The 18,378-nt window shown below is 71.3% G+C and carries 19 protein-coding genes; 13 read left to right on the top strand and 6 right to left on the bottom strand.

Going from position 1 to position 18,378, the window contains the following annotated elements:
- Positions 1 to 61: 61 nt before the first annotated feature.
- Positions 62 to 367 (top strand): metalloregulator ArsR/SmtB family transcription factor, encoded by a 306-nt coding sequence (locus ABZU43_RS08450; protein WP_355005850.1) that lies wholly within the window; start codon positions 62 to 64, stop codon positions 365 to 367.
- A gap of 261 nt (positions 368 to 628) precedes the next feature.
- On the opposite strand, the gene ABZU43_RS08455 is transcribed toward ABZU43_RS08450, so the two are convergent.
- Complete coding sequence (locus ABZU43_RS08455) at positions 629 to 1,084, bottom strand: DoxX family protein (RefSeq protein ID WP_355005851.1); 456 nt, start codon at positions 1,082 to 1,084, stop codon at positions 629 to 631.
- Between the two features lie 415 nt (positions 1,085 to 1,499).
- On the opposite strand from ABZU43_RS08455, the gene ABZU43_RS08460 reads away from it, so the two are divergent.
- Positions 1,500 to 1,763 carry a hypothetical protein gene (locus ABZU43_RS08460; RefSeq protein WP_355005852.1) on the top strand — a complete coding sequence of 88 codons (264 nt, stop codon included), beginning with the start codon at positions 1,500 to 1,502 and terminating at the stop codon, positions 1,761 to 1,763.
- A gap of 180 nt (positions 1,764 to 1,943) precedes the next feature.
- On the opposite strand, the gene ABZU43_RS08465 is transcribed toward ABZU43_RS08460, so the two are convergent.
- From ABZU43_RS08465 to ABZU43_RS08475, 3 genes are all read right to left on the bottom strand, one after another.
- Positions 1,944 to 2,366 (bottom strand): hypothetical protein, encoded by a 423-nt coding sequence (locus tag ABZU43_RS08465; protein WP_355005853.1) that lies wholly within the window; start codon positions 2,364 to 2,366, stop codon positions 1,944 to 1,946.
- Complete coding sequence (locus ABZU43_RS08470; RefSeq protein ID WP_355005854.1) at positions 2,353 to 2,994, bottom strand: hypothetical protein; 642 nt, start codon at positions 2,992 to 2,994, stop codon at positions 2,353 to 2,355. Before ABZU43_RS08470 ends, ABZU43_RS08465 begins: the two co-directional genes overlap by 14 nt.
- Before the next feature lie 338 nt (positions 2,995 to 3,332).
- On the bottom strand, positions 3,333 to 3,563 hold the full coding sequence (locus ABZU43_RS08475; RefSeq protein WP_355005855.1) for a winged helix-turn-helix domain-containing protein: 231 nt from the start codon (positions 3,561 to 3,563) through the stop codon (positions 3,333 to 3,335).
- A gap of 197 nt (positions 3,564 to 3,760) precedes the next feature.
- On the opposite strand from ABZU43_RS08475, the gene ABZU43_RS08480 reads away from it, so the two are divergent.
- The 4 genes from ABZU43_RS08480 (at position 3,761) to ABZU43_RS08495 (ending at position 5,976) form a co-directional block, all read left to right on the top strand.
- Positions 3,761 to 4,315: a hypothetical protein gene (locus tag ABZU43_RS08480; RefSeq protein ID WP_355005856.1), complete on the top strand. Its 555-nt coding sequence runs from the start codon at positions 3,761 to 3,763 to the stop codon at positions 4,313 to 4,315.
- A gap of 452 nt (positions 4,316 to 4,767) precedes the next feature.
- Positions 4,768 to 5,049 (top strand): DivIVA domain-containing protein, encoded by a 282-nt coding sequence (locus ABZU43_RS08485; protein ID WP_355005857.1) that lies wholly within the window; start codon positions 4,768 to 4,770, stop codon positions 5,047 to 5,049.
- Positions 5,037 to 5,291: a hypothetical protein gene (locus ABZU43_RS08490; RefSeq protein WP_355005858.1), complete on the top strand. Its 255-nt coding sequence runs from the start codon at positions 5,037 to 5,039 to the stop codon at positions 5,289 to 5,291. The genes ABZU43_RS08485 and ABZU43_RS08490 overlap by 13 nt, the downstream gene beginning before the upstream one ends.
- 79 nt (positions 5,292 to 5,370) lie before the next feature.
- Positions 5,371 to 5,976, top strand: coding sequence for a DUF4232 domain-containing protein (locus ABZU43_RS08495; protein WP_355005859.1), 606 nt, complete (start codon positions 5,371 to 5,373; stop codon positions 5,974 to 5,976).
- Here the strand turns inward: ABZU43_RS08495 and ABZU43_RS08500 are convergent.
- Both ABZU43_RS08500 and ABZU43_RS08505 read right to left on the bottom strand, forming a co-directional pair.
- A complete protein-coding gene (locus ABZU43_RS08500) occupies positions 5,966 to 6,832 on the bottom strand; it encodes an ABC transporter permease subunit (RefSeq protein ID WP_355005860.1) in 867 nt (288 codons plus the stop codon). The genes ABZU43_RS08495 and ABZU43_RS08500 overlap by 11 nt on opposite strands.
- Positions 6,832 to 9,696 (bottom strand): alpha/beta fold hydrolase, encoded by a 2,865-nt coding sequence (locus ABZU43_RS08505; protein WP_355005861.1) that lies wholly within the window; start codon positions 9,694 to 9,696, stop codon positions 6,832 to 6,834. Before ABZU43_RS08505 ends, ABZU43_RS08500 begins: the two co-directional genes overlap by 1 nt.
- 372 nt (positions 9,697 to 10,068) lie before the next feature.
- Here ABZU43_RS08505 and ABZU43_RS08510 point away from each other — a divergent pair, with 372 nt between their 5' ends.
- Genes ABZU43_RS08510 through ABZU43_RS08540 form a run of 7 tightly spaced genes read left to right on the top strand, consistent with a single transcriptional unit; the run spans position 10,069 to position 18,335 of the window.
- Positions 10,069 to 11,247 (top strand): hypothetical protein, encoded by a 1,179-nt coding sequence (locus tag ABZU43_RS08510; RefSeq protein ID WP_355005862.1) that lies wholly within the window; start codon positions 10,069 to 10,071, stop codon positions 11,245 to 11,247.
- Positions 11,234 to 13,858 (top strand): nitrate- and nitrite sensing domain-containing protein, encoded by a 2,625-nt coding sequence (locus ABZU43_RS08515; RefSeq protein ID WP_355005863.1) that lies wholly within the window; start codon positions 11,234 to 11,236, stop codon positions 13,856 to 13,858. The genes ABZU43_RS08510 and ABZU43_RS08515 overlap by 14 nt, the downstream gene beginning before the upstream one ends.
- Positions 13,855 to 14,328: a roadblock/LC7 domain-containing protein gene (locus tag ABZU43_RS08520; RefSeq protein WP_355005864.1), complete on the top strand. Its 474-nt coding sequence runs from the start codon at positions 13,855 to 13,857 to the stop codon at positions 14,326 to 14,328. Before ABZU43_RS08515 ends, ABZU43_RS08520 begins: the two co-directional genes overlap by 4 nt.
- Positions 14,325 to 14,813, top strand: coding sequence for a DUF742 domain-containing protein (locus ABZU43_RS08525; RefSeq protein ID WP_355005865.1), 489 nt, complete (start codon positions 14,325 to 14,327; stop codon positions 14,811 to 14,813). The genes ABZU43_RS08520 and ABZU43_RS08525 overlap by 4 nt, the downstream gene beginning before the upstream one ends.
- Complete coding sequence (locus ABZU43_RS08530; RefSeq protein ID WP_355005866.1) at positions 14,791 to 15,546, top strand: ATP/GTP-binding protein; 756 nt, start codon at positions 14,791 to 14,793, stop codon at positions 15,544 to 15,546. Before ABZU43_RS08525 ends, ABZU43_RS08530 begins: the two co-directional genes overlap by 23 nt.
- A gap of 38 nt (positions 15,547 to 15,584) precedes the next feature.
- On the top strand, positions 15,585 to 16,085 hold the full coding sequence (locus tag ABZU43_RS08535; RefSeq protein ID WP_355005867.1) for a hypothetical protein: 501 nt from the start codon (positions 15,585 to 15,587) through the stop codon (positions 16,083 to 16,085).
- A gap of 36 nt (positions 16,086 to 16,121) precedes the next feature.
- Complete coding sequence (locus tag ABZU43_RS08540; RefSeq protein WP_355005868.1) at positions 16,122 to 18,335, top strand: AAA family ATPase; 2,214 nt, start codon at positions 16,122 to 16,124, stop codon at positions 18,333 to 18,335.
- Positions 18,336 to 18,378: the final 43 nt, after the last annotated feature.

Consider the following 18,378-nt stretch of genomic DNA (forward strand, 5'->3'; position numbering starts at 1 on the left):
CCAACGAGACTGACCATAGGGCTTCGTTCGAAGGTTGTCGAACAAGGGTTACACTGGTCACATGGAGCCGCACGAACCCGACCTGACCGCCGTACCGGTCACCAACGTGTTGGCCGCACTCGCCGACGACGTGCGGCTACAGATCGTCCGGGCGCTCGCCGAGGGCGGCGAGTCCGCCTGCGGCAGTTTCGACTTCGGCGTCTCCAAGGCGACCCGCAGCCACCACCTCAAGGTGCTGCGCGAGGCGGGGCTGACCCGGACCCGGGCGGCCGGCACCAGCCGACTGGTCCGGCTCCGCCGGGACGAGCTGGACAAGCTCTACCCCGGCCTGCTGGACGCGGTCCTCACCCAGCGCCCGCCGGCCTGACCCCGCCCCGCCTTTGCTCGGCGGCTGCGGTCCGCGTGGCCGCACCAGCGGGTTGGCGGCGGCACGTGACCTCGGCGGTCGGGACATGTCCCCGACGCTCGCTGTGGAGCTGAGTCGTCCACGACATCAGCGCAGAGGTGGCGCCGCGACCGGGAGTGTCGGGGCGGCACCGGGCCGGGGCACACATCGGCCGACCCCTTGACCGGGCGCGCCGCCGAAGCCGCCTCGTCGAGGCTTCGGCGGCGCGCGGTTCGGGTCTGATCAGACGGACACCCTGCCGGGCTCGGCCGCCGAAGCCGAGACCGAAGGGCTGTCGGTACGACGCCGGGCGAGCAGCGTGTCGAGGGCCCAGGCACCCGGGCCGAGCGCCGCGACCAGCAGGAACGCCCAGCAGAAGAGCGCCGCCAGCTCGCCTCCGTTGTGCAGCGGCAGCAGGGCATCCGGTTGGTGCACCACGAAGTAGGCGTACGCCATCGAGCCGGAGGCGAGCAGCGCGGCGGGTCGGGCGAAGAGCCCGACCAGCACCAGTACGCCGCAGACCAACTGGATCAGGGCGGCCCACCAGCCCGGCCAGGTGCCGAACGGTACCGCCTTGCCAGTCATCGGGTTGCCGCCGAACAACCCGAACACCGAGGACAGGCCGTGCAACGTGAACAGCAGACCGATCACGATGCGGAACAGGGACAGGGTCGGCCCGCCGAGCCGAGAGACGTTCATAGCACCTCCATCGAGGATATTGAATGGGTCTCAATGATCCTGAGGCACGCGGGCATCGAAAGTCATAACTTCCTTGCTGGTGGGAAAATCCCTCCTGAAAATGGTAGGACGTTTCCTCAGCCGGCCCGCCCTCTCTCCGCGATCTTGCGTTTTCTGTCCCGACACAAGGGACGCATCGCTTCATACCGACAGCGGAAAGTGCAAGATTGCCGTAGAAGCGCGTTCTCGCGCGGAGGCGTTCCAGGTCGGCGCTTACGCATCGGCCCATCAGGCGAACGCGGGGCGGCAACTCTGATGTGGTGTCGTCTCGCGGACTGCGGCAATTTTGCGGGGCAGCGACGAGGCGACGGTGTCCGATAGTGTCCGGCCAAACACACGGAGCGAGAGCCTCTCGCCTGTCAGCCGGAGGGGCCACATGGCGAGCATTGAGGAAGTCAAGGCCGCACTCGCTCAGGCCGCCGAGCAGGGCAACAGCACCCAGCAGCAGATCCGCGCGGCCATCGAGGCGACTGAGCAGACGCTGGCCCGGCTACGAGCGGTTGCCGCTGGCACCGGCCACCCGACGATCGCCGAGGCCATTTCGCGTGGCGAGCAGAGCAAGCAACGTCTCGTCGAAGCGATGGTCCTGCTCCAAGGCAGCTCACAGGCCGCGCGCAACTACATGAATGTACTTGGCTGATCAACGGACCCGCGAGCCTAGAAGAAGAGGAGGTTGCGATTCACCAGAAGTCTCGACTGCTGACAACCTGAGCACCCTAGCTCGACAAGGTGGTGCCCCACCGCAGCCTGCACTGCGGGCGTAGCTGGTCGTCAGCTCTCCGACGAAGCCACTGTGGGTTGTTTTTGTCGCTGGCCTTCCTCAGTCCCGCGACGCGAGTTGGGCTGCCTCCGCGAGCAGCGCCTCCAACTCGGCGTCAGCAAGAGCCTCGTCAGTGAAGACCTTCTGGACCGTTGCCGCTTGGATCCGTCCGATCATTTCCTGACTGATCGCATAGTCACGCGAGGGGTCGATGGTCGAGAGGATCAACGACTCGGCGTCCTCAGCTCGAATCTCAGGGCCACCCTCGTACTGGGCACGCAGATCTGCGACAAACCGGATCACTCCGGCTGGGTCTGCGGTCTCGCCAAATCGTCGGTCGACCGCAACGAAGAACAAAGCGGCAAGGAACCTGGGGAAGCCGTCCCAGCCGTCGGCATCGAGCCGGGCACCGACGGACTCGTTGGCAGCGTAGTCACTCCGGATCATCGTCCGGACGTAATCGATCAGGTCAGGCTTGATCATCGCTGTCCCGTCTCCTCGCTCGTCGAGTTTGGCCATAGTTCCACATCGCCTTGGCGATCACCGCCAGGGCACCCGCCGCCATCACCAACGCCGTCACAGGGTTGTCGATCTGAGCAGACTCCTGAGCTGGTCCGTGCGAGGCCGTGCTAGTGCTTGATCCGCCGCGATTGTCCTGTCTGAGGAACTTGTAGAACTGGTTCGCGCCACTTTCACTGCTTTTCAAGGCGTCTTCGGTGTCGTCCGCTTTCTGGACCTGCCGCCGCCACAGGATGTCGGCTTTGCTACCGCGGGCTTCCGCCTCGGTGACCAGGCGCTCGCCCGAGGGCGCGGAAGCGTCGACAGACGGTTCGATGGGTGCGACCCCGGGGGCGATGACGTTCACGTAGGCGCTGATGTGCCGGGCGGCATCCGCCAGCAACCGCGCGTACCGACCCGCTTTGTCCCTGGCGACTTCGGCATCTGCGGCGGCGTCCGCCAGCCGTTGGTTGGTGCCGCCTCGACGAACCTCGGCTAGATGCGCGAGCGCCTGTTCGGCGTCTGCCTGTGCACGAGATGCAGTCACAGCAGCGCTGTCGAGGTTCGCTCGTATCGCCACAAGGTGCGCGACTACCTCGCCAACGCTGGTCACCCGAGTTGAGAGCGGTAGTCGCCTACCTTCTCGACAACGGCATCGAAGCGTCGGCGAGTCGGTCCGACCTCAGCTTGGGCGGAACTGAGCGCGCTGTGAGTGCGGGTTACCTCAGCATGCTGGCTGCCCCGAAGGACTCGGGCCGCTTCACCGGTGGCTGATTCAGCTTGAGTAATCGCTCGATCGAGGGTTCGGCGACCTTGGCGGGCCGACTCGATGGCAGCACCAAGGGTCGCCTTCAGATCTGCGATGCTCATCTGGCCACCCGTCCCCGCTCGAAGCACATCGGGGATACGGTATCGGAGATCGACGCATATCGCAGTCCCGAATCAATCACCCTAATCAGCCACGAAGACACCGAGCCCCTGATGGCCGTACAACTCGCCAGTCTCGATCAGGATCGTGATGGCCTGCCGGACCGTCGACTGGCTACGCACTTCGTAGATATCCGCCAACTCCTTGGTCGAGGGCAGCTTGTGACCTGGCGGCCACTCGCCGTCGGCAATGCGCTTCCTGATGTCAGCGATGATCCGTCGGTAGTGCGGCTCGAACTTTCGTGGTGAGGGCATGCGAGGTACTCCCAGCTAGGCACGCCCATCTGACCACAACCACGCGAGATACCTCAAGCGCATCGTTGACTTTACTGGCATTATCGGTAAAGCTGCGGATGGAGCTTCCAGCTAGGCACTGGGTGGTTCCCCCGCCGGGGCGGCACCCCCCCTGTGCTGCCCCGGCACCCCCGTTAGCCCTTGAGAGGAGTCCATCCGTGACCGTGTCGGAGACCGAGACGGAAGTGCCGGCCGCGAGCGCGATCTGGTCCGTGGAGCAGGTGACGGCCGAGCTGCGCGAGACGTACCTCGCCGTCGCCGCCGCTGCTGTGCTGCTGGAACGGACCGGCGCGGGTTGCGCTCATCCGGCGATCCGGCTGGCGCGCCGCAGCGGCGAGGACGCACTCGACCTGGCCGGCGACGCCGAGCGGCAGCTCAGCGACGGCGTTCACCTGCTCCGGGCCGACGCCGGCCACCAGGATCGGGCCACCATCGGCGCTCTGGTCGAGGTGCTGGACACCGTGCGGGAGCAGTTGGCTGGCGCACGCGCCCGGATCGGTGCGCTCCCGGCCCGGATCGCCAGCGCCGGGCAGCAGCTGATCGGCCCCGAACAGCACGACCGGCCCAGCGACCCGGCGACCGAGACGGCAGCCGGGCAGTGGCACCGGGCCGCCGACCATCTCGGGCTGATGACCGAGAGCTTGTCAACGGCGGTCGCCGCGCTCACGTCGTACACCGATGGGTTGTCCGGCGCGGAACCCGCCACCACCTGAAACCTGCCCGCGGACCTCCGTGGGAGGAAAAGGCCCGGGGTGGGTGCCGGGCTCCGGCCGGTACGTCACGCGCGGTCGTGCCGGCCGACCCCGCCCGCCCCGGTGCCGCCTGGTACCAGCATCGACCGAAAAGAGGTCAACACCGTTGCGTCAGGCCGAGCGGCCGTTCGTCAACCCGCACTGCCTTGTCGATCATGGAGTTGTGGTGGGTGACAAATAATCCTCAAGATGAGCAAATCAGGCACCAAAACTCCATGATCGACAAGGTCGGGGGCAACCTCTCCGCGATCTTGCACTTTCTGTCCTGGCATAGGGGGCATCCCGCCTGTATCGACTGCCGAAAATGCAAGATCGGCACGACCCTCCGGCTCGGTGCAAATTGATCTGCCAGGAAGCCTGTTACCAGTCTCGGCAGGGGTTGCCGCTACGCCTCACGCCCTACGGCAACGGTGATGAAAGGCGGTTCAGTAGTGATCTACCAGACCATGCGGCGCCTGCTCCCCCAGCACGTCCGTGCTGCCACCTTCGACGTCCGCCGGTGGCGCGGCCTCGACCCCACACAGGTGTACGGCTACCTCACCCTTGTCGCCGACGAACTGGAACGGCTCACCCGGGATCTCGCCACCGCACACGCCGAGGGTGAACGCATCCGCCAGGCCCTGCGGCAGTGGCAGTCACGGCACACCGACTGTCGGCACACCTCGACCGCCCCGAACAGCAGGTGGCCCCGGTGACCGAACCGCACTGGATCATTCACCTGCCGACCACTCTGCGGAGGGTCGACGATGCGGCGGCGCTGGCCATGGCGCTGCGCCACTCTCTTGGCCACGTGCTCGCCATCGACTTCGGTGAGACGACGCTCAGCGAGGAGGACCGGCAGTTGGTGCGTACCCGGGTCTGGTGCGACACCAGGCTCGACGGGACCGGCCGCTGCGGGCACCCGGCCAACCACGACGGACCCTGCCTGGCACCGTAAGGCGGGCCTCGGCGGGTCGTTTCTGGGCCGGATCGGCGCCGGGCGCCAGCGAGACGCCTCCATACGCGAGGATCGGTGGATGATCTCTCCCAGCACCCCGGCCGGGTCACGGTTCGGCGCAGCGGTCTTGGCGACTCTCGTGCTCGGCGGCTGCACTCGTGACCATGAAGGCCAGGGTGGGGACCCGAGCGGACCGCCGCCCGCCGCGTCGAGGTCGGAAGCAGGCCCGACCGCCAGCACCGAGCCGCCGGCCGGGTGCCCGGCCAGCGGCGTCCGGATCCGGTCGACCGGCGGGGACGCCGCGATGGGCCTGCGCGCCCTCGGTCTGGAACTGGTCAACTGCGGCGAGAGCCCCTACCAGCTCAACGGGTACCCGGTGCTGCACGTGTTCGACGAGGAGCGCGAGCCGGTCATGCTGCGGGTGGTCAACGGCGCCAAGGAGATCACCTCGGGCTTCGACCAGCCGGCCCGGCCGGTCACCCTCCTCGCCGGGGAGCGGGCCACCGCCGTGGTGCTCTGGCGCAACCTGGTCACCGACTCGACGGTGGTGGCCACCAACGGCGAGTTCCTGACGGTGGCGCCCGCCGCCGGGCAGCCGGAGCAGGAGGTCGACCCGGACGGGCCGATCGACCTCGGCAACACCGGCCGGATCGGCGTCAGCGCCTGGAAGAAGGCTACGACGTGATGTCCTTGCGGGTGAAGCGCCAGAACGCCAGCCCCCAGAACAGCGTCGCGTAGCTGACCGCCGATATGCAGCCGCGCACCACATCGTCGGTCTGCACCGGAGTCGACAGCAGACCCAGCCAGGCGGTGCTGAAGTGGGTCGGCAGGAAGTCACGCAGCGCACCCAGGGCGGTGATCTGGTCCAGGATGCTGGACAGGATCCAGAGCAGAACCGCACCACCCACCGCGCCCAGCGCGGCGTCCGTGATCACCGACAGCAGGAACGCCAGACCGGCCACCACCAGCAGTACGACCGCCAGGTAGCCCAGCACGGCCAACAAGCGGAGCAACCCCTCGGTGGGTTCCAGCTCGGCGGCGACTGTGCTGCGTAGCGGCGACCAGCCGTAGCGCAGGGTGCCGGCCAGCAACGCGGTGCCTGCCAACAGCAGCAGGGCCAGTCCCGAGTACGCGAGCGCGACCACCAGCTTCACCGTCAGCAACCGCGCCCGGGGCACCGGGATCGCCAGCAGATACCGCAGGCTGCCCCAGCTCGCCTCACTGGCCACCGTGTCGCCGCAGAACAGCGCGACGACCACCACCAGCAGGAACGACGCCGACACGAAGATCGAGAACAGGGTGAAGTTGAGCCCGCCCGAGGTGGCCAGGTCGACCAGGCTGGCGAACTCGTTGTTGCCGTTGTCGTCGTCGCCACCGGAGTTGAACTGGAACGCGATCAGGATGATCAGCGGCAGCAGCACCATGAACCCGAGCGCCAACTGGGTCCGCCGCCGGGACGCCTGTCGACGGAACTCCGCCATGAACGGCATGGTGGCCGACGGCCGGTAGCCACGGGCCTCACCCGCGTCAGTAATAACCATCACCGGTCACCGCTTCCCCGAGAGTTCTCGCCCACCAGGGCGAGGAACGCGTCCTCCAGGCGCCGCCGGGGCACCACCCGGTCCACCCCGATGCCGGCGCGCACCAACTCCGCCACCACCTCGCTGCGGGCCGTGCCGTTGGTGTCGACAACCAGTTGGCCGTCGCTCTCCGGCAACACGGTGACCCCGTGCAGCCGGTCCAGCACCGCCCGCGCCGCCACCGGGTCGGTGACGTCGAAGAGCACGCTCGGCGACTCGCCCACGATCTCCTCCACCGGCCCGGACGCCACGATCCGACCCTTGTTCACCACCACCGCGTGCGTGCAGGTCTGCTCCACCTCGGCCAGCAGGTGACTGGAGACCAGCACCGCCCGGCCGTCAGTGGCGTACCGCTGGAGCACCCGGCGCATCTCGGCGATCTGCGGCGGGTCGAGCCCGTCGGTTGGCTCGTCCAACACCAGCAGTTCGGGGAGACCGAGCATGGCCTGGGCGATGGCGAGCCGCTGGCGCATACCGTGGCTGTAGTTCTTGATCCTCCGGTGCACCGAGTCACCCAGCCCGGCGATCTCCAGCGCCGCGTCGAACTGCGCGTCCTCCCACGGCCGCCCGGTGGCCCGCCAGTACGCCTTCAGGTTGTCCAGGCCCGACAGGTGCGGCAGGAAGCCCGGCCCCTCCACCAGCGCCCCGATCCGGGACAGCACCGGCGAGCCGGGCACCAGCCGACGACCGAAGACGTAGATCTCCCCGGCGGTCGGCTGGGTCAGCCCCATCAGCACCCGCAGGGTGGTGGTCTTACCGGCACCGTTCGGCCCGAGGAGACCCACGACCTGACCCGGGTGCACCTCGAAGTCCACGTTCGACACGGCGACGAAGCCGTCGGCGTACTCCTTGCGCAGCGCGCGCACGGCCAGCGGGGTGTCCGCGTACTCCGGGTGCACCGAGCGGTCCTGGCGGCGGTGCCGGCGGCGGACCAGGGCGACGACCACGACGAGCCCGATCACGATGGCGGCGAGCAGACCCGCGAGCACCCAGCGCCAGATCGTCGCCGCGGTGGGGATCGGCTCACCGCTGACCGTGGGCAGGCTGACCGCACCGTCAGCGGCAACCGTGTAGACGGTCGGCGCGGCCGGCGTGGTGTACGCCTGGTCGGAGGTGGCCACCACCAGGCGCAGCCGGTGCCCGGCCTCCACCCGGCGGACGATCCCGGGCAGCGTCACGGTGACCGGGCGGGCGTCCTGCACCTGCTGCGGCAGGCCGGTGAGCCGGATCGGGGCGACCAGGCCGTTCGGCAGGGTGGCCGCCCCGTCCTTGTCGACGTCGTAGAGCTTGACGAACAGCACCGCCTCGCCGGTCGGCGACGCGGCCCGCACTGTGACTGTGGGCGCACCGGCGACGTCCACGGCCTCGGTCAGCGGTGTGGACTCGAACTGGGCGTGCTGGCCGGGCACGTCACCGGCCACGCCGTCCAGCAGCGAGGCGAGCCCGCCCGCGAACGGAATCGAGGAGATGGCGGCCGGGTTGCCGTTCGGCGGGTTCGCGATCGGCTGCGCCGGGCCGGCGACCGTCACCTCCCGGCGGGCGTTGCCGGCGAGGCCCGGGTAGTCGGCGCGGCGGAAACCGGTGGCGACGAGACCCCTGTCGAGCGCGTCGAAGCCGGCGATCCGCGACCAGGTGAAGTCGTCGCCGGGCGCGTCCCCCTCGCCCTTGACGTAGTGGTCGAGCCACTGGACGGTCAGGAACTTCACCCGGTCGGAGTCCGACCGGGGCCCGCTGCCGCCGTCGTGCCCGCCGGTGAACCAGGCGACCCGTACCGGGGTGCCGGCGGCGGCGATGCCCCGCGCGTTCGCGTCCGCCTCACCGAGCGGGAAGAGGGTGTCCGCCTCGCCCTGCACCAGCAGGGTGGGGGCCTTGATCCGGTCCAGCACACCGGCCGGGCTGGAGCGGCGCAGCAGGTCCACGGCGGCCTGGTCGGCGCGACCGGTGGTGGCGATCCGGAGGTACGCGGCGCAGACGTCGGCGGCGAACCGACCGCAGGACGGGTCGGCGGCACCCGCCGGGGCGCCACCGGGACCGGTGCCAGGGCCGGCCCCCGGCCCGGGGCTGGGCGGGCCGGCCGACGCCGGTGCGCCCTGTGGCTGGGCGGCGACCGCTCCGGAGAGCCCCGCCGGGCCGGAGCCCACGTTGCCGCCCCCGCCGAAGAAGAGGCCGGCCCAGCCCTTCTTGAACACGCCCTCGGTCGGCGCTCCGCCGGTGCTCTCCGGCAGGAACGCACGGGACAGGTCGTTCCAAGTGATCATGGGCACGATCGCGTCGACCCGTCGGTCCTGGGCGGCCAGCAACAACGCCAACCCACCGCCGTACGAGCCGCCGACCACACCGACCTTCGGGTCGCCGGCCGCGTCGGTGCGCACCTCCGGCCGGGCGGCCAGCCAGTCCAGCAGTCGCTCGGCGTCGCGCACCTCGTAGTCCGGGTTGTCCAGGTGGATCTCACCGCCGCTGCGGCCGAAACCCCGCGCGGTCCAGGTGAGCACCGCGTAGCCGCGCCCGGCGAACTCCTCCGCGTCGGAGCGCACCGACTCCTTCGTGCCGCCGAACCCGTGCGCCAGCAGCACCGCCGGCACCTTCCGACCGGACGAGGCGTCGTCCGGCAGATAGAAGGTGGTGTCCAGGTTCACCGGTTCGTCACCGGACGGTCCGGAGCGGACGGTGAGCATCGCGCTCTCGGTGCGTACGCCCGGTCCCTGCGGCCACACCGCCCAGGTCACGGCGGCGGCCAACAGCACGACGACCACCGCGGCGGCGATCGCCCGGCGGCGGGTGGGCAGGGCACGCCGGAACCACGCGGCCGGCGACGGCGATGTCATGCGGCACACGGTACGGCCCACAGCCTGAGCGTTGGCTGAGATCCGCCGTACGTCCGTCCGGTTGCCCCGATCGGTGCCCGACGGGGTGCGAGCGCGCACCGTCCGACGCGGCACAGTGAGTTGAGTTCGGATCCCGTGAATTCCGATCTTCCGCAGATATCCACCTCGATCCCTCCATGTCACACCCACAGCGGACACGGAGCGTGGCGGTAACGCGGACAAATGGTGACATGACTCGAAGTGACGCGAACCTGACTCCCCGAGTGAGGTCTGACCAGGCGGCGGTTCGATTAGTTTTCCGGTCCGGTGCACGGGACTTGTCGGCCAGCCCGACGCCGCGCCGATCAGCGCCCCACGCCGGAGGAGACACACATGACAGTCCCCGCGCCGCGGGCCCGTCGACGGCCGTCCACGCTGGGCCGGCTGCTGCCCCTGCTGCTCATCGGAGCGCTGCTGGCACCGTTGGGCCTGCTCGTCACGTCGAACTGGCGGCAGGTCACCGACGACCGGGACCTCGCCGCCCGGGAACGGCTCGGCGTGCAGTACCTCACCGCGCTGGCGGCGGTCACCGACGCCCTCGTGGAGGCCCAGTCCAACGCGGTGAACGGTCGCCCCGTCGCCGGGGAGGCGTTGAACGAGGCTGTCGAGAAGGTCGCCGCGGTGGACGCCCGTATCGGCAAGGAGCTGCTCAGCCAGGAACGCTGGGCCGGCGTACGGGCCAAGCTGGAGGCGCTGCGCGGCCGCAGCGCCACCGACCCCGAGGCCGCCTACACCGCGTACGGCGAGGTCTCCGACCTGCTGCTGGCCCTGCACCGGAAGGTCCGGGAGAGTTCCGGGCTGGTCCGTGACCCCGAGGCCGACTCGTTCTTCCTCCAGGACAGCGCCGGCCAGGAGCTTCCCGAGGCGGTGATCGGCGCCGGTCGGCTGGCCGACCTGTCCACGCTTGTCGCCCGCCGGCCCGCCGCCGAGCAACCGCGCGGCCTGCTGGAGTTGACCGGCCTGCGGGTGTCCGCCCTGGCCCCCGCCGCGGACCTCGTCGACAACCTGCGCTCGGCAGTGGACGGTTCGGAGAGCACCGACCTCGGTGCCAACGTGCTGACCCCACTGGACACCTACCAGCGTTCGGTGGAGGCGCTCGCCGGGTACAGCCTGCCGGCCAAGGACACCGGCGTGGTCGACCCGGGCCAGTTGAGTGCCGCCGCGCTCAGCTCGCACCGCTCCGCCCGCCAGCTTCAGCCGGTCATCCTCACCGAACTGGACTCCCTGCTGGCCGAGCGCATCGATCGGCTCGACCGGGACCGCTGGCTGACCGCCGGGGCGGGTGTCGTCGCCCTCCTGCTGCTGGGCTGGCTCGCCGCGTTGCTGGTCGCCGCCGGTCGCCGGGCACAACGGCGGGCCGCCCTGGCCGCAACCCACGCGGAGAGCCCCGACTCCCCGCCGCAGCGCGACCCGTGGCAACCGCCCGCCGACGAGGCACGTGCGCTGCAACCGGTCGGCGCGACCCGTGACCCGGAGACCGCACAGTGGGGGGCGTTCGATGCTGCTCGGTAGGCTCCGGATCCGCGGCAAGCTCGCGCTGCTCGTGGTGATTCCGCTGCTCAGCATGGTCGGCCTGGCCGTGCCGGTGATGCTCGACCGGGTCGCCGCGGCACAGCGGGCCGGCGACACCGCCGAACGGGTCCGGCTCGCCAGCCGGGTCGGCAGCCTGGTCCAGGACCTCCAGCAGGAACGCATCCTCTCCGTCGGCTTCCTCCTCGGCCGGGTCGAGCGCGGTGAGCTGGTCCGTAAGTCCGCCGACGTGGACGACCGGGTGGCCGACCTGCGGGCGGAGCGGAGCGACGCGCTGACCGAGCAGGTCGACCGCGCCCTCGACGGCGTGTCCCGCCTCGTCGAGCTGCGCACCGCCGTCCTGGCCGGTGCCGCCAAGCCGATGCAGGTGATGGACGCGTTCGGCCCGGTCAACAAGGGGATCATCGAGTCGCTGCGGCTGGTGGTCGGGGTGGACACCGACACGTTGCCGGGCCGTCAGGTGCTCGCCCTCGACGGGCTGCTCCGCTCCGACGAGGGCCTGGGCACCTGCGCCACCCTGAGCCTGTTGGTCAAGGCGATCGGCACCCCGGACACCACTGCCGGGTACGTGGCGTGCATCGCCGCGCTCATGGTCGACAACTCGCGCTTCCGCAGCCTGATCACGCCCGAGCAGCTCAAGGTGGCCCAGCTCAACGACGCAGCCGTGGCCGCGCGTACCAGCCCCGACTTCCTGGTCAGGAGCGCTCGGGATCCGGCCGCCGCTGTCCGTCCCGTACCGATAGAGGCGCTCTTCCCGGCCGTCCGCACGATGATCCGGCTCGGTCAGTTCGTCGAGAAGAAGCTGATCGCCGACGTGCTCGCCGAGGTGACGGCCGAGCAGCGGCGCGCGCTGACCGCCGCGTACCTGGTCGGTGCCGCGGCGGTGTTGATCCTGACGCTGGTGGTGCTGCTCAGCGTGGCGGTGGCCCGGACGGTGGCCCGACCACTGACCCGACTCACCCGCTCGGCCGACCGGGTCGCCCGGGTCGCCGAGGCGGAGCTGGTCCGGGTCACCGACGACGAGGTGGAGAGACACCAGGCGGTCCGGCTGGAGCCGGTGGACATCCGCGCCAACGACGAGATCGGCGACCTGGCGCGGGCCTTCGACCGGGTGCAGAACACCGCGGCGCAGCTGGTCGAGCGGCAGGTCGCCGGCCGACGCAACGTGGCGCAGATGTTCGGCCACGTCGGACGGCGTACCCAGAACCTGGTGGGTCGGCAGATCGCGCTGATCGACCGGCTGGAGCAGCAGGAGGCCGACCCGGGCCGCCTGGAGCACCTGTACCGACTCGACCACATCTCCAGCCGGTTGCGGCGAAACGCCGGCAGCCTCGTGGTGCTCTCCGGCTCGGCCGGGGCCGACGCGCACACCGCGCCGGTGCCGCTGGCCGACGTGGTCCGGTTGGCGCTCGGTGAGATCGAGGACTACACCCGGGTGGAGGTGCAGGTCCCGGCGGGCGTCTCGGCCGCGCCGGCGGTGGTCGGTGACCTCGTCCTGACGCTGGCCGAGCTGATGGAGAACGCCACCGTCTTCTCCCCGCCGCACACACGGGTGCTGGTGGCCGCCGAGACGTCCGGCCTCGGCGTACGTCTCACAGTGGTGGACCACGGCATCGGCATGAGCGAGCAACGCCTGGCCGAGGAGAACGCCCGGTTGACCCGCCGGGAACGTCTCGACCTGGCCCCGACCGAGGTGCTCGGCCTCTTCGTGGTGGGCCGGTTGGCCCGTCGGCACGGCTGGCAGGTCGCCCTGGCCGCCACCGGCGGCGGAGGCGTGACCGCACAACTGGAGATCCCGTCGACGTCGCTGGTGCTGCGCCGCGCCGACCGCGCCGGAGCCACTGTGGCCCGCGCCGTGGTGCCGGACCGGGACCGGCGTACGACGGCGACGCCCAACCCCGAGCACGAAGCGCGGCCCAGCGCGGTGGCCATCGCCGCGCCCGCCCGCTTCGACTCGGACCTGCTGAGCCGGGCCACCCTCAGCCTGGACACCGGCCCGTCCTGGAACGCGTTCGGTCGGGGTCAGCCGGAGCAGGCCGCCCCGGAACCCCCGGACCCGGAGCCGGAGCCGGTGAGCAAGCCGGGCGGGCCACGGGTGCGGCAGCGGGTGCCCGGCGCCACGCTGCACGCCACCGCTCCGGCGACCCGGCCGGTGGACGCCACCAGCGCTGACCCCGCCGCCGCCCGTGCGCTGGTCGAGGCCTTCCAAGCCGGTGTACGCCGCGCCGAACTGCTCGTGGCACCGGGCCTCGACCGCGCGTCGACGCGGACGGCCGGCGACCCGTCGGCCGGCGCCGGGGCGGCCGTGGTGGACTTGGGCTCGACCGTCGACCTGCCCAGCACCCCGGGAGGCGCCGGCCCCATGGTGCCGCGTGGTGGTGGCTCGACCGATGCCGCACCGGAGCGGCCCCTGTTGAGCCGACGGGTGCCGGGAGCGAACCTCACGGCCATCCCGGTCTGCCAGCCGCCCAGCACCGACCTCGGTGACCCGGCCGAGGTTCGCGACCTCATCAGCGAGTTCGAGGCGGGCGTCGCCCGCGCTCTGCGCGAAGTCAGCCCCGACCACCGGAACGAAGAAGGATCATCACGGTGACCAGCCCCTTCCTGCACGACAACGTCGAACAGAGTCAGCCCAGCGCCAATGGGGACCTCAGCCCGGAGGCCCGTACGTTCAACTGGTTGCTGGACTCCTTCACCTCCAGCACCGCCGGGGTCCTGGAGGCGATCGCGGTCTCCTCGGACGGCCTGCTGATGGCCATGTCGGCGATCAAGGATCGGTCCAACGCGGAGCGGTTGGCCGCCGTCGTGTCCGGGATGACCAGCCTCGCCGGTGGTGCCGCCAGTTGGTACGCCCTCGGCGGCCTGAACCGGGTGATCGTCGACATGGCCGACGGCTACCTGCTGATCAGCGCGATCAGCAGCGGTTCCGTGCTCGGGGTGGTCGCCGACCGTTCGGCGAACCTGGGCACCGTCGCGTACGAGATGACGCTCTTCGCCGGGCGGGCCGGTGGCGCCCTGACCCCGCGACTGATCGTCGAGTTGAAGAACGCCGTTCAGCAGTGACCCCCGACGTCGCCGGTGAGGATCCGGACCCGGACCCGAGAGTTCGGATCCGGCCGTACCTGCGCACGTCACCCCCGACCGGGGTGGGCGCGGCGGCGACACCGGCGCTGCCCGAGCCGGAGCCGGACGCGGACCAGCCGAGCGGTCCCCGTCCGTTCGTGCTCACCTCCGGGCGGGTCGCGGGTGCCGACCCGGCGATCGGGTTGGAGACCCAGGTGACCGCCCGCATGGACAGCGGCTGGTGGGCCGGCCCACCGGGCGCGCTGCTGGCACCGGAACTTCAGACCATCATCGCGCTCTGCGCCGAGCCGATCTCGGTGGCCGAGATCTCGGCCCGGGCCCGACTGCACTTCGGCGTGACGCGGGTCCTGGTCGGCGACCTACGCGCCGCCGGGCACCTGGACGTGCACGTGACCGACACCGACGACGCTGTCGACCCCGATCTCATCCTGCGAGTGATTGATGGACTCCGTGCGATCTCCTGAATGGCCGGTCGCCCCGCTCGGCGGGGTCGCCGCGAACAGCGCCACCGCCCGTTACGGCATGTCCCCGGGCACCGGGCCGATAGTCGGGCGGGCCGGCCCGCCGCCGACCGCACCGCCTCCGTACCGGCCCCCGTCCGGGGCGGGGTCCAGCCCTTCGACAGGTAAGCCGGCCGCACCGCCGATCCCGGTCAAGATCCTGGTCGCCGGCGGGTTCGGGGTGGGCAAGACCACCACAGTGGGTGCCATCTCCGAGATCGCGCCCCTGACCACCGAGGCCGAGATGACCACCGCCGGGATCGGGGTGGACGACCCGGGTGCCCGGTCCACCAAGACCACCACCACTGTGGCGATGGATTTCGGCTGCGTGACGATCGACCGCAGTCTGAAGCTCTACCTGTTCGGCACGCCGGGGCAGACCCGGTTCGGCTTCATGTGGGACGACCTGGCCCGGGGTGCGCTCGGCGCGCTGGTGGTGGTGGACAGCGCCCGGCTGGACGACTGCTTCCCGGCCATCGACTTCTTCGAGCGGGCCGGTCTGCCGTTCGTCGTCGGGGTCAACGCCTTCGACGGGCGACTGGCCCTGGAGCTCGGCGAGATCCGTTGGGCGCTGGCCATCGGTGATCATGTGCCCCTGGTGCAGTTCGATGCCCGCGACCGGCTCTCGGTGCGGGACGCACTACTGATCGTCCTGGACCGCGCGCTGGACCGCGCCACCCGGGACAGGAGGGCCTGAGCCGACCAGCTCCGGCCGTGGCGGGAAGAGGTGATCTGATGAGGGGCGACCTGGACGAGACGCTGGCCCGGCTGGCCCGACGTGAGGAGGCGTCGCGCCGTCGGGCCGCCGACCGTGACGACACCACAGCACCGTCGGGCCCGCCCGGCCTCGGCGGCGACACCCGCAACGCCCGGTCGGGCCGGCACGCGGGGGTGGAGACGCCGAGCGAGGTGGCCGGATGGGGGCCTGTCGAGGAGGTGGCCGAGGCGGTCCGCCAGGTCGTCGGGGCCTACCCCGGGCTGGCGGTGACAGTGCAGGTGGAGCACGCCGGTCGGACGTACCCGATGCGGGTCTCCTGGGACGGGCCTGCCGTCACTGTCGGACCGGTTCCCCCGCCGACTCCGGTGGAACCCCCGCCGGTCTGGCCGCTCTCCGGCCGGACGGTGCCCGCCTGGGCGCCCGGTCCGGACGGGTTGACGCCGGACCCGGCGGCCCGGTTGGCCGAGCTGATCCGAAGCGACCCGACGCTGCTGGACGAGTTGGATCCGCGGCGCTGACCGGCGGGGCTGGCTGACGGCGGCTACGGTCGGGCAGTGGCGCAACCCGACCTGACCTTGACGGCGAGCCTGCGGCCGGCGGCGCTGGACGCCCGACGGGGCATCGTGCGCCTGCACCCGGAGGCACTGACAGCGCTGGGGCTGCGCCCCGGCGACCCGGTCCGCCTTGTCGGCCGCCGGGAGACCGCCGGGATCGCGGCGGCGGCCGGGCCGGGCGCGAGCAGCGCCCTGCTGTACGCCGACGACCTGACGTTGGGCAACCTGGGTCTGCGCGACGGGGGTCAGGTGCAGGTGAGCCCGGTGCCGTTGGTCCCGGCGAGCCGGGTCGTCCTGGCCGGGCCGGTGGGGGTCGTCGCGGCGGTCAGCCCGGAGATGCTCCGGCTCGCCCTGCTGGGCAAGGTGCTCACCGCCGGGGACGACGTGTCGCTGCTGCCGCAGGACGTACTGCCGGACGCCTCGGTCCGCAGCCTGGTCGAGGCGGCGCGACGCAGCCTCGCCAACACCGTCGGTTTCGCCTGGACCAGCACGCTGCTCAGCGTGGTCGAGGTCGAGCCGGCGGCCGGCGCGCTGGTCACCATGGGCACAGCGGTCGCCTGGGAGCACGGTGCGACGACCCACGGCGGGCCCGCCCCGGCCGGCACCGCGTCGACCCGGCCGGTTGCGAGCGCCGACGCCGTTGCGGCGGACGACGCGCCCGACGTGGACGAGCTGCCCGGGCTGCGGGCCCAGGCCGAGGAGCTGACCGAGCTGCTGGACCTCGGCTTCCACCACCGGGAGGTGCTGGGTCGGCTCGGCACCACCATCTCGTTGGGGGTGTTGCTCGTGGGTCCGGCGGGCTCCGGAAAGTCGGCCCTGGTCCGAGCCGTGGCCGCCCGGGTCGGTGCCCGCGTCCACCCGCTCTGGGCGCCGGAGGTGGCCGCCCTGTCCAGTCAGGCCGCCGCGGAGCGGTTGCGCGTCGCGGCATCGGCGGCCCGGGCCGAAGGGCCCGCGGTACTGCTGGTCACCGACGTCGAGGCGCTCGCGCCGGCCGACGATCCACCTCCGGTGGCGACGGTGTTCCGGCAGGTGCTCGCGGAGAGCATCCGCGCCGGCGTCGCGGTGGTCTGCACCACCGGCCGACCGGAGGCGGTCGACCCCGCACTGCGCGCGCCCGACCTGCTGTCGCTGCGGATCAGCGTCCCGCTCCCGGATCAGGCACTGCGCCGCGAACAACTCACCGTGCTGACCCGGCAGGTGCCGCTGGCCGACGACGTCCGGCTGGACGAGGTGGCCGCGCGTACCCCCGGGTTCGTCGCGGCGGACCTGGCCGCCCTGGTCCGGGAGGCCGGGGTACGCGCGGCGCTGCGGCAGAAGTCCGCCGAGACGCCGACGGTGTCGATGGCCGATTTCTCCGCCGCCCGGGAGGTGGTCCGGCCCACCACGATGGCGGCTTCCACGCTGGATCTGGCCTCGGTGACCCTGGACGACGTGGGTGGCCTGGACGAGGTCAAGCAGACGCTGACCGAATCGGTGCTGTGGCCGCTGACCTACCCGGACACCTTCGCCCGGCTCGGCGTGCAGCCGCCGCGCGGTGTGCTGCTCTACGGGCCACCGGGCTGCGGCAAGACCTACCTGGTCACCGCGCTGGCCGGGTCGGGGCGGGCCAACGTGCTGTCGGTCAAGGGGGCCGAACTGCTCTCCAAGTGGGTCGGTGAGAGCGAACGCGCGGTCCGCGAACTGTTCCGTCGGGCCCGGGAGGCGGCCCCCACGCTGATCTTCCTGGACGAGGTGGACGCGCTGGCCCCGGTACGCGGCCAGGCCACCGACGGGGGCACCACGGACCGGGTGGTCGCCGCCCTGCTCACCGAGTTGGACGGGGTGGAGACGCTGCGCAACGTGGTGGTCGTCGGTGCGACGAACCGGCCGGACCTGGTCGACCCGGCGCTGCTGCGGCCGGGCCGGTTGGAGCGGCTGGTCTACGTGCCACCCCCGGACGGGCCCGCCCGCGCGGAGATCCTGCGGGCCGCGTCCCGGCAGGTGCCGCTGGCACCGGACGTCGACCTGCCGGCTCTCGGCGACGAGTTGACCGGCTTCTCCGCCGCGGACTGCGCGGCGCTGATCCGCGAGGCGGCGCTCGCCGCGATGCGGGAGTCGCTCGCCGCCGCCACGGTCACCGCCCAGCACGTGTCGACCGCGCGGGCCCGGGTACGACCATCGCTGGACCCGGTCCAGGTCAAGTGGCTCGCCCACTACGCCGCCAACCGGGAGTGATCAGACCTGCACAACCTTTCGTCGCGCCCAGAACGTTCCTAAG

The sequence above is a fragment of the Micromonospora sp. NPDC005205 genome (assembly GCF_040608275.1).
GTDB lineage: Bacteria > Actinomycetota > Actinomycetes > Mycobacteriales > Micromonosporaceae > Micromonospora.